Raw genomic sequence first — 12,062 nt, forward strand, 5'->3', positions numbered from 1 at the left:
TCGCGACGGTCACAATCTGTCTGGAACGTAAAACCAAATGCTATTCCCCGAATCCTGGCTGAGAAGCTTTGTCGATCCGAAGCTCACGACCGATGAACTCGCCCACGCGCTCACGATGGCCGGCCTCGAAGTCGAAGGCCTGCGCCCGGCCGCGCCGCCCACCACGAAGATCGTCGTGGGCCGTGTGCTCGAAGTCGTGAAGCACCCGGACGCGGACAAACTCAACGTCTGTCAGGTCGATGCCGGCACCGGCGCGACGCTGCAGATCGTGTGCGGCGCGCCCAACGTCGCGCCCGGCATCAAGGTGCCCGTGGCGCTGGTCGGCGCGGAACTGCCGCCCGCCGAAGAAGGCGGCAAGCCGTTCGCGATCAAGCTCTCGAAGCTGCGCGGCGTGGAAAGCCAGGGCATGCTGTGCTCGGCACGCGAGCTCAAGCTCTCGGAAGACCACAGCGGCCTGATGATCCTGCCGGAAGATCAACCGATCGGTCAGGACATCCGCGAAGCGCTGAACCTCGACGACACCATCTTCGAAATCAAGCTCACGCCGAACAAGGCCGATTGCCTCTCGGTGTACGGCGTCGCGCGCGAAACCGCCGCGATCACCGGCGCGCCGCTGCAGGCGCCCGTGTTCCCGAAGGTCGATGTCAAGCTGAACGAAACATTGCCCGTGAAGATCTCGGCGCCGGATCTGTGCGGCCGCTTCTCGGGTCGCGTGATTCGCGGCGTGAATGCGCATGCGAAGACGCCGATGTGGATGGTCGAGCGCCTCGAGCGTTCGGGCCAGCGCAGCATTTCGGCATTGGTCGACATCTCGAACTACGTGATGCTCGAACTGGGCCGCCCGTCGCACGTGTTCGATCTCGACAAGATCCACGGCTCGATGGATGTGCGTTGGGGCAAGCAGGGCGAACAGCTCAAGCTGCTCAACGGCAATACCGTCGAAGTCGATGAAACCGTGGGCGTGATCGCCGACGAGCGCGAGATCGAAAGCCTCGCGGGCATCATGGGCGGCGACAGCACGGCCGTGACGCTCGACACGAAAAACATCTATCTGGAAGCCGCTTTCTGGTGGCCGGATGCGATTCGCGGCCGCTCGCGCCGCTACAACTTCTCGACCGATGCAGGTCATCGTTTCGAGCGCGGCGTGGATTGGTCGACGACGGTCGAGCATATCGAACGCATCACGCAACTGATCCTCGACATTTGCGGCGGCGAAGCCGGCCCGGTCGACGACCAGACCGTGAACGTGCCGAACCGCGCGCCGGTGAAGATGCGCGTTGCGCGTGCGAACCGCATTATCGGCGTGAAGATTGGCGCCGATGAAATCGCGGAGATCTTCACGCGTCTGGGTCTCACGTTCGAACGTAGCGTCGACAACGCCGGTGACGAGAGCTTCAGCGTCACGCCGCCGCCGTATCGCTTCGACATCGAAATCGAAGAAGACCTGATCGAAGAAGTCGCGCGTATTTACGGCGTCGAAAAGATTCCGGCACAGCCGCCGGTGGCGCGCAGCGAAATGCGCGCGACCAACGAAACGCGCCGCTCGATTCACGCGATCCGTCACGCGATCGCTGCGCGCGACTACGCTGAAACGATCAACTTCAGCTTTGTCGATGCCCAGTGGGAGCAGGATTTCGCGGGCAACAGCAATCCGGTCAAGCTGCTGAACCCGATCGCGAGCCAGCTTTCAGTGATGCGCACGACGCTGTTCGGCAGCCTCATCAACGTGCTGCGCCACAACCTCAACCGCCGTGCGGACCGCGTGCGCGTGTTCGAAGCGGGTCGTGTGTTCCTGCATGATCCGGCGATCAAGGCGAGCGAGATGACGGTGGAAGGTTTCGCACAACCGAAGATGATCGGCGCACTCGCGTACGGTCCCGCGCTCGACGAGCAGTGGGGCGCGCAATCGCGCGGCGTGGACTTCTTCGACGTGAAGGGCGATCTCGAAGCGCTGTTTGCGAATCTCGGCGCGACAAAGACGCCGCGTTTCGTGAAGGCCGAGCATCCCGCGCTGCATCCGGGACGCAGCGCACGCGTGGAAGTCGATGGCCGTGCAGTGGGCTGGATTGGCGAGCTGCATCCGCGCTGGATGCAGAAGTACGATCTGCCGCACGCACCGATCCTGTTCGAAATCGAAGCCGATGCGCTGATGGCGCGCGAGTTGCCGACGCCGACGGAAGTGTCGAAATTCCCGCCAGTGCGACGCGATATCGCAGTGGTCGTCGATCAGAAGATCGAGGTCCAGGCGCTGCTCGACGAGATGCACAAGGGCATCCAGGACGAGCCTGCGCGGATTGTCCAGAGGGTTGCGTTGTTCGATGAATTTCGTGCAAAATCAAACACTTCCGGACTTGGCGCGGACGAGAAAAGCCTTGCCTTCCGGGTGACCCTGCAAGATACTGGCGGAACCCTTCAGGACGAAACGGTCGATGCGGCCATCAAGTCCCTGATGGATCGCCTGGCTCGAGTGTTTGGCGCCCGGTTGCGCGGATAAGCCTGCGGCTTATCACCTGACCGACATAGGCTTCCGGTTTGTGCAGGACCTGGCAACCGGAAGCGCGCCATTTCAAAGATAGATGAACGAAATGAACTCGAGTGATTTCGAAGCCCTTCTCGCGGCACAGCGTAGCGCCATGATTCGCGACATACCTGCCTCGTCGGCGAGCGCCGCGAACGATACGCCCACGCTGACCAAAGCTGAACTCGCGGAACTGCTGTTCGACAACGTCGGGCTCAACAAACGCGAAGCCAAGGATATGGTCGAAGCGTTCTTCGAAGTGATTCGCGACGCGCTCGAGGGCGGCGACAGCGTGAAGCTCTCCGGCTTCGGCAATTTTCAGTTGCGCGACAAGCCGCAACGCCCGGGCCGCAACCCGAAGACCGGCGAAGCGATTCCTATCGCTGCGCGCCGTGTCGTTACGTTCCACGCAAGCCAGAAGCTCAAGGCGCTGGTGGAAAGCGGCGCCGAGGCAAGCTTCCCGCGCTGATTGACCCAGGAAGCGATCGATCAAGGCATCATGCGCGGGACGACCCGCGCGCGCCCGCACGGGTGATTTGCAGCGGGCGTGACTGGCAACAACGGACTCTGGCGGCGACGCCACTTTGCGCAACCACCACGACGGCAACCCGGCGATGACATCGACAATCGAAAAGGTCGTCTTGCCTCCGATACCCGCCAAGCGCTACTTCACGATCGGCGAAGTGAGCGAGCTGTGCGGCGTGAAGCCCCATGTGCTGCGATATTGGGAGCAGGAGTTCACGCAGTTGAAGCCGGTGAAGCGACGCGGCAACCGGCGCTATTACCAGCATCATGAAGTCCTGCTGATCCGGCGCATTCGCGAACTGCTCTATGAGCAAGGCTTCACGATCAATGGCGCGCGCAACCGTCTCGACTCGCACGGTGCGGTGGCGGAAGAGGACGCAGCGGCGGAAGTGGAAGATGCCGCGGTGTGCGAAGGCAATATGGCCAACGTCGATGTCGATCAGTTGCGCAAGGAGTTGCTGCATGTGATCGATCTGCTGGGGCGTTGATCGCTTGTCCTGGCATCCGCAAAGATTCTTTCCGACGAATTGCAATTCAGGCATTCAAATCGGCAAAAGGGTCTGTTATACTTTCTAGCTCTCGGGGCGTAGCGCAGCCTGGTAGCGTACCTGCATGGGGTGCAGGTGGTCGGAGGTTCAAATCCTCTCGCCCCGACCAGATATCTCTTTGATTTTGTTCTTAAATCAAAGAAATCAATGGCTTAAAGCAGGGTGTGGCCGGTGTCATAGACACTTGCTACACTCCTGCCCGCCATGACAAATCATCTTGAAAAGCGCGGTACCGTCTGGTACTTCCGTCGCAAAATTCCCACCGATCTAGAGCAGCACTTTGGCCGAAAGCAGATGATGTTTTCGCTGAAGACGCGCGACTACGCAGAAGCCAAGCAACTGGCCGCGACTCATACCGTCTTAACCGACGCTCAATTTTCGGCAGCCCGCACGCTTAAGGACGGCAAACAACCCACATCTACGGTCGTACAACCGATGGACGAGGGGATGGCCGACGTCTTTCGCCATGAGGAGGACTGGCAGGCCGAGTATGAGGCGCACAAAGATTGGCACGATGCCCGGGACGCCGGGGCGCAGGCAGAGCGAGAATCCATTGATGCAATCTTGTCTGCGGCTGGTGCGCCTAGTGCGAGCCAGATGGAATTCTTCCTGATCGAAGGTGGCTTCCGGCCCGATGACCTCCCGACCGCGAAGCAGCAGGCTTTGGCTATTGCGATGCGGCGGGCTGCTGATACAGCTGAAATTACGCAGGCTGGACGTTCGGCGGCAAGGCAGATAGTTGTACCGGCGTCGCACATCGATGGACAAACCCTACGGCATGTGATCCCAGCGTGGATCGCGCGCAACGCACCGAAGGAGAACGCCGTTGGCCGGACGAAAAAGGCGGTGGAGTTGTTCGAACAGGCCGTAGGCGTCATCTCCCTGCGACAGCTTACGAAAGCAGATGGTGCGAAATTCGTGAGGTTCCTCCTCGACGAGGGGGCGCGTGGCTTTAAGCGAAAGACAGCAAGTAACCACGCTAACGCTATTAGCACTCTGCTCCGTGTTGCGGTGAAGGAGGACCTAATCGAACGCAATCTGCTAGACCTGACGTTCGACAAGAGCATCGGAGCTGAGACCCGGACGCCGTGGACCGACGCAGAGCTAAAGCTGATGTACGGGCACGCGTTGTTTTCCGACCATATGAACGATGTGCCGGAGTGGCAGGACGTAAAGCCTGCGGATGGCCGCGCTTTGCTATTGATCCTTCAGCATACCGGTGCGCGCATTGGCGAGGTCGCTCAGCTACGTCGCGGTGATTTTCATTTGCGGGACGGTATAACGGCGATTCACATTACAGCTGCGGCAGGGACCGTCAAAACCGCAGATTCAGAACGCTCCGTGCCACTAGCCAATCACCTTCTAGGCGACGTGTGGTTTAGCGCGTGGTTGGAAGCGGTGATGGACGGCAAACATGCTGATCGTGCAGCATTCCCATCGATGGCTGGTCGTACACGCGGCCCCGGCGATACTGCCGTGCAATGGTTCCGGGCGTTTCGCGATGTTGCGGGTCTGCCATCTGGACCGCTCCATGGGTCGCACAAGTTTCGCCATTGGATACGCACTGCAATGAACGCACTGGACGTTGCAGAGGCAACCCAGGACGCGATTACAGGCCATACAGCAGGCGGCTCAACGGGCACTAAGGTCTATACGCATGTGCCGTTGCCAGTGATGCTGGCGGCGCTCAACCGCATTGCTTACCCTGAACAATCCTCCATGTAAGCGCCTGTCCGGATAGCCGACGGTACAACCGCGATCAATTTGTTGCGAGCGCAACGACTATCTAGGACCCAAAATTTCGAGCCCTTTCGTACATAAAAATATCGATTTTGTAGAATTATCTACCGTATATTGACGAGCAAGTGAAATGTTCTTAGCATTGAGGCAGGTGCCGAGAAAATTTCCCGCGCGTCGGACAGATGGCGCGTTGTTGTGACCAGACCTGATTCGGGAGGAAAAGTGGAACACGACTACACGGTAACTATGAGTAACCAGCTGGCACGATCCAACCAAGGGCTGGAGCGGCTTTCTGAAATTCGAGTTGTGCACGCGTGCATCGGCAGGTTTAACGCTTACCCGTCACCAGAAGGGCGCGAGTGGGACGTGCGTCTTTCCGCAAGCGAGTACGCCAGCATCTTCGACGTCACCATCGATACCGCGTACCTTCAGCTGAAAGATGTTGCTTGCTGTTTGGCAGATCGGCGGGCGACGTTGTCTGACGGGCAGAAGCTGCGCTGGGTGGATTCGGTCAAGTACCGAGACGGCGCAGGCGAGATTGAGCTACGGTGGTCTCCGGAGATAATTCCGCATATCAGCCAAGTTGACGCGCTATTGGCAGCGGTGCGTGAGGATGAAGTGGAGCTTCCCGCGATGACAGTCGAAGAAGAAACGCCGACGGAGTTGCCTGCCAGTAGCTGGAATTATCGGGTAATGGAATTCCACCCTCCAGATGAGGAGCGATACCGGGCAATCCATGAGGTTCACTATAGAAATGGTGTTCCTACAAGCTATAGCGAGGACCCGGCAACCATAGGGTGGAGTGTGAATGAAGGCGATCAAGCAGCGCTGACGGCACTTCAGCGGATGAGTGAAGCCCTAAGTAAGCCAGTCCTTTTTGAGGAAGATTTCGGTAGCTTGTCCGACGATTCTTTTACTTTGTACGTATTTCGAGGCGAAAACGGCAAGTGGTTCGGCAAGTTCATTGACTCTGCACGGCAGGAAACTGGTGCGATAAAGGTGGGCTTCGATTGCCCTGACGATGTTGAGGCGTACGCCCGTGAAAACGGTATCTATGCGGATTGCGTCGAGATAGAAGCTGATCGCCGATAAGCGCATCGCGTACGCGAGCATTTGCGTTGCGGCGTTTGGAAGGAAAGGGCTGGTAACAGGTTACGGGGCAACCAAAGCATAGGTTACGGGGCAACCGGCAACCCAGTTGCGGGTTAGTGTCTCGGCGAAAGCCTTACAGGGCGGCCTTTTCGGAGATTTCATCCAGCTAGGTTGCCCCCGTAACCAAAATTGTATTTTTTTTATCTAGCCGAACGTCGGGCGCGCGCAATGCCCGCGCGAAAAAGGGCGCAGGAAGGACCCGTGATTTTTGACTGGGGCTTTTCCGCTGGTGTGTCTGGTTGGGCGGCAGGGACTTACGGTCGGCGGCGCGGCTTCGTGCTGGCGAGTTGTTCGGCGGTCGGTTCGAACGTGTCCGAATCGTCAGCGATGCCGCGCTGGATTTCGGCCTCTTCTTCGGGCGTGTTGGGAAGGAACGAGCCGACGGGACGCACCCCACGCGCGGGCGTAACTTCAGCGGCCACGCCGCGCTGGTGAGCCTGCCATAGGTCGTACTGGGCCTGCATGCGCAGCCAGAAATCAGCGTCGCCGCCGTGATCGACTCCTAACCACGCCTGGATACGCAAAGCCAATTCTGCAGTTACAGGTGCTTCGGCGTTCAGCACGCGCACAAAATCATCAAGCGGCACGCCGAGTTGATCGGCTGCTTCCTGCGGCGTGAGCTTGAGGCCGGGAACGGTCATCTCGCGCAGGATTTCACCTGGGTGCGACGGGCAGTGCATGCGAGGGCGGGACGTAGTCATTTGCGAAAGATAGCATTCATAAAGCCGAGCCGTAAAACGCCATCGAAACGGCACGGATCGCGCAGCTAAGAGGCCACGTTATTCCTGTGATGATAGAGTGTTGCCGGTCGAATTTGGCCGACTATGCGTGCCGCATGAGAACCGCAAAGCGCGGGCCGTGCGGCCACTCCAGGGAGCAAATGCGATGCCTTTAGCGTGTACGAATGTAGAGTTCTACAAAGCCTTCAAAGACAACATGGAAGCGTTGGGCTTGGACGTGCCATCGACGCTTTCTACCGCGCCCGCGAATGTCGGTGCGAAGATCGGCGCATGGGTTGCCGCGTCCGAAAAGTTCGGCAAAGCCGTAACGATGGGCGAAGTAATCGGCGCGGGGATGGGTAGCGAAATCCTGTTAGCCCTTGGCGGTGTCTACGCCGCGTTCTGGCTTGGCGCTGCCGTGGGTAGCTTGATGGTTGCAACCACGAAGTACCTGGACTGCAATAAGAACGCGAACGATATCGCCAACGCTGCGCGCCAGTTCACGTTCGATACGGGTTTCCGTATTCCCCCGGCAATCCTGGCCGTGATGCAAACCAACCCTATGATTTTCGCCGTTGGGCAGGCTGGCCGCACCGCGTTTGCGCGGCGCGCTGCTGTCCCGGCTTCTGCGCGAGTGGCGGCGGTGCAATGAAGGCATTTTCGAAGGAATGGTGGATAGATCGGGCCGCGCTTATCGCCGTGGCTATCGGCTGCGCTGCGCTGGCCTGGCTGTTCTCCGTATCAGCGGGAACCCACGCAACCGAAATCCTGCTGGTGGTGGTGTTCGCTGGCCTGATCCTGGACAATCGCCGGATGCGCAAACTTCTAAAAGAGCGCAGCGGGGCTAACGGGGGTTAGCTACTTCGCCGCAACGCGGCCACGGCTGCGGAAGTGGGGGGCGTTCTTCGCTGCCCATTCCCGCAACGCCGCCAGCGCTGGCCGAAACTTGCACTGTATTTCACACCCAAGTGAACGTTGCTGCACACGATATAAAGTACGCCAGCGTTAATGCTGGGCTTTTCGAGCGGGCGGCGGCACAGGCTCTCCGTCCTCGATCAAATCGGCGACGCATTCTGCAACTACCTGTCTAATCCCGGCCAATGCCCTGGCTTCCGTTGGTTCCAACCAGCTCAGGCTGGGGAATTCGGCGCACAGGCCGACGTACTCTTGGTCTTCTTCAGACCAGATGGCGCGGTACGAGTATTGGTCAGTGGACATTCTGTTCTCTCAGTTGATTGGTTGTTTGGCCGAATTCTGTAGCGAGCAACACCCGGAAACAGCGTCCAAGAAATCCGGGGCTGCAGTTGCACAACGTTTATCTTAGAACAACCTCTCGCAAACGATTAGCCATCATCGTTTCGACAAACTCACCGTCGTCGGCCTTAAGCGCAGTGAGAGCGGCAATTAAATCATCGTCGAATAAAGGAAGTACTAGGCCACGCTGATCTGTGTAAATATCATTGCAGCGTGAAAACAGCGCCGCTCTGTCATTCACTGATCTGCAAAGAACGAGACCTACTCTCCCTCTATTTGGAGAGAATCGCCCTTGAATTTGATCAAGTTCTGGATTATTTATATCACGAGAATAATTCTTGCATTCAACGATTATGTATTGGCAATTTAGTCCGAATTGCATCTGTAATCGTGTAAAAAATCCAGTTTGGGCCGCATTATCGAAGGTTAAGTCTATTCTTCGACGGCCGTCATTGATTTCTACTTCAACTTCCGGGCATATTAAATGTGGATAAAATAACAACTCCAGAACGCTTACAATGATTCGGTGATAATGGGTTGCGGTGGCATTTCCAGATGGAGTGCCATTAATTTGAGAGATTAAATGATCAATAACGCTCCCTCGATCAATTTCCTCTAGGCCTTCACCTGGAATGGGAGATTCTCCAGCTACATTGCGACGGAAATTGGCGAAGACGTCTCGGTGCTGTTGGGTAAAGCTGGCTAAATAGTCTTTCTCGAATGGTGCCTCATGTTGAATGATGCTCTTTTTTGTCACAAAGGGCGTTTCTGTTTTTCGACGATATTGGACTAGAGACGACCCCATTCGCAAATGTTCGTGCTGTAGAAATGTAAGCAGAAACCGTCTGTAATAGCTTTCGGCTGTATATCGCCTTGAGAATGAGACAACACCCTTCGGGACAAGTAGAATTTTCCGACCATCGACTACCAGCATTCTATCGTGAGTGTTGTCCCATTGCCGAATCGCTGGGTCCCAGAAGAAGCCAGTCGAAATATTATCAGTTAAAGGAATTTCCCATAAATCACATTGTTTTTGTGTGTACGTTATGAGGTTGCGACGAATTATGTTCGTCGTCATGTCCGAAATTTTGTCTTTATCTACGCCAAAAACAAAGATGCGCGTGTCTTCTAGGTGCTCAAGTACACCTGTCTGCGCGGCTTTACTCGCAAGGATGCTGTCAAAGATGTGATTTGCATCATATTCACCAACTCCACGGCCTCTGGGAGGCCCCACCGACAACCCGAGGCAAGTCTCATTGGGTTCCTGGAGGTGTGAGAACAATTCGCGTGCTGCTTTTAAATCGCCCGCTCGCAAGAGAGTGAGAAAGTAATTAAAGAAATTTCTGATTGTGCGGCCAGCTTTGGTCGAGAAATCGTCGCTGCGCTGGCCGATGAAGTATGGGTCAAGAAATAGCGGAGTGTCGATATCAGTATCAATATCGACAAAATCCAACTCTAGCTGAGTGCGGTTTAATCCGAATCGCTCGCTTATTTTCATGTTTTGAATATTAATAAATTTTTAAATATCAAAAAATCACGAAAAATACTTCTTTTAAGGATGGAGTTCACAGTTTTGTCGCAGTCCTCGAAATATATGAAATTCACAAGGACTGAACTGAACGGGATCGTCATCACTTACGATGTGGGTGCAGCCGAAAAACGCAGTAGTTCACCGGAAACTTGTGATTTCTCGACGATGCGAACCGTTATCGTTGCCCGAATAGCTTTTGTTGACGTCATGCAATTTATGAGTCGTTTGATTTTGGTCGGGGTCATTTCAGGCTCGCGATATAGAACGGAGAATTGAGCGGTTTCCGACCTTAATTGGATGCGATAGTTTGGCCCAATTTTAACTATTCCATCGACAATAAATATGTCATCGATTGTCTGCGTATCAGACTTGCGACGCTTCCGGCGCTCCGATAGTACATCTAGTTGATGCGAATTTAGATTAACATCCCCTATTTGCACATTATTTGCGTCGGCGGCAGAGCTCGCTAATTGCCAAAAGCTAGTGGAAACGTCAGGGATAAGCTGATCTAAAGCTGGGAATTTTGAAGATAATCGTTCAATCGCGCTGTCTAGTTTTTCCCAGCGTTCACGGTCTTGAGTAGTAATCTGTTGAGTTAAGGAAAGCAGTTGATTTCGGTCCTCAATTTCCAATTGCTTTGCTTTATTCTCGAAGTGCTTGAGAATAATTGGTTTTGCAACAATAGCCAAGCCGACAACCACGGCTGCAATTAACGATTCAATGGGTCTATTTTGGACGACTTGAGCAGCGGCGTGAATTAACGGGCTAAGGTCCGTGTCCGCGATTGACGACCCTTTCCGAACTGTCGTCGTGAACTCCAATTGCTCACTTTCTGCCTTTTTAAGTCGACGCATATCGTATGCGCCGTGCGCAATCGCTGCATATGCACGACCCATCGACTGTCGGAAGCCGATTAGAGCTTCCATCTGCCCAGAGCGTAGGGACGATGCGTATCCTTTGCCATCGATCTTGATCCGGAGAGCTGGCCAGTTCTCGAAATCTAGTGTTGGAATAGATTGGCCCGCTAACCAAATGTCAATCAACTCCCATGCATCCTCTTCGCTTCTAATTTTGAACGTGTCCGATGTCATTCAATCCCCGTCGCGGTGTTTTTCAAAGAGTTATTTTCTGCAGACCAATAATACCAGCGACACCGGGCGTTCCGCGCCGACAAATCTGGATCGGTTCGGTATACCCGTGTGAGCCATTCGCGGGAGGAAAAAAATATGGATCAATAGGGTTGACAGTGTGTGATCCAGTCGGCAAATTTGATCCATCTACCCAATTGATCCAATCTAAGCCATGACGAAAGAACGGAAGTTGTACTACGGTCGAATCAGCACGACGGACGGCCAATCCATCGCAAGCCAAGTTGAGGACGCCAAAGCTCACTGCGTCAGCGAGAAAGACACGTTCATTGATGAAGGCGTAAGCGGATATCACGTCGCGCCGCTGGATCGTCCGCAGTGGGCCAAGGTCGAGCATGATCTACGGCACGGCGGTGTGCTGGTCGTGCGTTGGCTTGACCGAATCAGCCGCCGTTACGACGAGCTGCACGCGACGATGCGCCGGTTGATGGATATGGGTGTGCGTGTCGAATGCACGCTAAACGGGATGGCGTTCGACGGCAGCGAGGCCGACCCGATCCAGAAGGCGATGCGCGATGCGGTGCTGGCGTTCATGGCCGCACAGGGAGAATCGGACTACCGCAACCGCCGTGAAATGCAGACGCGCGGCATCGCGATAGCCAAGGCCGAGGGCAAGTACACGGGCCGCCAGCGCACCCACGACTACGAAGCGATCAAGGCATGGCGGGCTGAGCATGGCGCGTCGATCAGCAGGACGGCGGAACACTTTGGCGTGGGCACAGCGACCGTCAAGCGCGCATGTGCCGTAGGGTAAGAGTGCCCTCATTTTTGTGTTCTCACTTCGTAAACGGTTGCCCGTCCCGATTTTCGCTTCGGGGGGGCGAATGCACCAGATTTATCGGCAAGCTTCAGAACTGCGACGCACTCAATATGGTGAGAATTCCGTATTGTGAAACAGTACGCAGCTTTGATACAACCCGAAAATCA

11 protein-coding genes and 1 tRNA gene are annotated in these 12,062 nt (G+C 55.9%); 9 read left to right on the forward strand and 3 right to left on the reverse strand.

Translation table 11 applies throughout. The annotated features are described in order from the left end of the window. Positions 1-37 precede the first annotated feature (37 nt). The 6 genes from pheT to G3N59_RS22555 all read left to right on the forward strand — a co-directional run bounded on the left by pheT (position 38) and on the right by G3N59_RS22555 (position 6,423). Positions 38-2,494 (forward strand): phenylalanine--tRNA ligase subunit beta, encoded by a 2,457-nt coding sequence (gene pheT, locus G3N59_RS22530; protein ID WP_205984875.1) that lies wholly within the window; start codon positions 38-40, stop codon positions 2,492-2,494. An 82-nt stretch (positions 2,495-2,576) separates the two neighbouring features. Further along, positions 2,577-2,987 (forward strand): integration host factor subunit alpha, encoded by a 411-nt coding sequence (locus tag G3N59_RS22535; protein ID WP_027815071.1) that lies wholly within the window; start codon positions 2,577-2,579, stop codon positions 2,985-2,987. Positions 2,988-3,132: 145 nt separating this feature from the next. Further along, a complete protein-coding gene (locus G3N59_RS22540) occupies positions 3,133-3,531 on the forward strand; it encodes a MerR family transcriptional regulator (RefSeq protein ID WP_205984877.1) in 399 nt (132 codons plus the stop codon). Between the two features lie 92 nt (positions 3,532-3,623). Beyond that, a tRNA-Pro gene (locus G3N59_RS22545) sits at positions 3,624-3,700 on the forward strand. Between the two features lie 95 nt (positions 3,701-3,795). Then, positions 3,796-5,316 carry a DUF6538 domain-containing protein gene (locus G3N59_RS22550; protein WP_205984886.1) on the forward strand — a complete coding sequence of 507 codons (1,521 nt, stop codon included), beginning with the start codon at positions 3,796-3,798 and terminating at the stop codon, positions 5,314-5,316. A 237-nt stretch (positions 5,317-5,553) separates the two neighbouring features. Next, positions 5,554-6,423, forward strand: a complete 870-nt coding sequence (locus G3N59_RS22555) for a replication initiation protein (RefSeq protein WP_205984888.1) — start codon at positions 5,554-5,556, stop codon at positions 6,421-6,423. 314 nt (positions 6,424-6,737) lie between these two features. Here G3N59_RS22555 and G3N59_RS37455 read toward each other — a convergent pair whose 3' ends face one another. After that, on the reverse strand, positions 6,738-7,238 hold the full coding sequence (locus G3N59_RS37455; RefSeq protein ID WP_346777917.1) for a HigA family addiction module antitoxin: 501 nt from the start codon (positions 7,236-7,238) through the stop codon (positions 6,738-6,740). 46 nt (positions 7,239-7,284) lie between these two features. Between G3N59_RS37455 and G3N59_RS22565 the strand changes: the two genes are divergently transcribed. Together G3N59_RS22565 and G3N59_RS22570 are read left to right on the forward strand one after the other, a co-directional pair. Next, positions 7,285-7,854: a hypothetical protein gene (locus tag G3N59_RS22565; RefSeq protein WP_205984890.1), complete on the forward strand. Its 570-nt coding sequence runs from the start codon at positions 7,285-7,287 to the stop codon at positions 7,852-7,854. After that, positions 7,851-8,060, forward strand: coding sequence for a hypothetical protein (locus G3N59_RS22570; RefSeq protein ID WP_205984897.1), 210 nt, complete (start codon positions 7,851-7,853; stop codon positions 8,058-8,060). Before G3N59_RS22565 ends, G3N59_RS22570 begins: the two co-directional genes overlap by 4 nt. A 457-nt stretch (positions 8,061-8,517) precedes the next feature. Here the strand turns inward: G3N59_RS22570 and G3N59_RS22575 are convergent, their stop codons facing one another. Both G3N59_RS22575 and G3N59_RS22580 read right to left on the reverse strand, forming a co-directional pair. After that, positions 8,518-9,954, reverse strand: a complete 1,437-nt coding sequence (locus G3N59_RS22575) for a hypothetical protein (RefSeq protein ID WP_205984911.1) — start codon at positions 9,952-9,954, stop codon at positions 8,518-8,520. Between the two features lie 137 nt (positions 9,955-10,091). Next, on the reverse strand, positions 10,092-11,078 hold the full coding sequence (locus G3N59_RS22580) for a hypothetical protein (protein ID WP_205984913.1): 987 nt from the start codon (positions 11,076-11,078) through the stop codon (positions 10,092-10,094). Between the two features lie 211 nt (positions 11,079-11,289). On the opposite strand from G3N59_RS22580, the gene G3N59_RS22585 reads away from it, so the two are divergent. Then, positions 11,290-11,889: a recombinase family protein gene (locus tag G3N59_RS22585; protein ID WP_205984915.1), complete on the forward strand. Its 600-nt coding sequence runs from the start codon at positions 11,290-11,292 to the stop codon at positions 11,887-11,889. Positions 11,890-12,062 lie beyond the last annotated feature (173 nt).

The sequence above is a fragment of the Paraburkholderia sp. Ac-20340 genome (assembly GCF_017104965.1).
In the GTDB taxonomy this organism is placed as follows: Bacteria; Pseudomonadota; Gammaproteobacteria; order Burkholderiales; family Burkholderiaceae; genus Paraburkholderia.

What these genes read in the sequence shown, in the direction of transcription:
- pheT (WP_205984875.1), top strand. Translation starts at nt 38, where the DNA reads ATGCTATTCCCCGAATCCTGGCTGAGAAGCTTTGTCGATCCGAAGCTC.
- G3N59_RS22535 (WP_027815071.1), top strand. Translation starts at nt 2,577, where the DNA reads ATGAACGAAATGAACTCGAGTGATTTCGAAGCCCTTCTCGCGGCACAG.
- G3N59_RS22540 (WP_205984877.1), top strand. Translation starts at nt 3,133, where the DNA reads ATGACATCGACAATCGAAAAGGTCGTCTTGCCTCCGATACCCGCCAAG.
- G3N59_RS22550 (WP_205984886.1), top strand. Translation starts at nt 3,796, where the DNA reads ATGACAAATCATCTTGAAAAGCGCGGTACCGTCTGGTACTTCCGTCGC.
- G3N59_RS22570 (WP_205984897.1), top strand. Translation starts at nt 7,851, where the DNA reads ATGAAGGCATTTTCGAAGGAATGGTGGATAGATCGGGCCGCGCTTATC.
- G3N59_RS22575 (WP_205984911.1), bottom strand. Translation starts at nt 9,954, where the DNA reads ATGAAAATAAGCGAGCGATTCGGATTAAACCGCACTCAGCTAGAGTTG.
- G3N59_RS22580 (WP_205984913.1), bottom strand. Translation starts at nt 11,078, where the DNA reads ATGACATCGGACACGTTCAAAATTAGAAGCGAAGAGGATGCATGGGAG.
- G3N59_RS22585 (WP_205984915.1), top strand. Translation starts at nt 11,290, where the DNA reads ATGACGAAAGAACGGAAGTTGTACTACGGTCGAATCAGCACGACGGAC.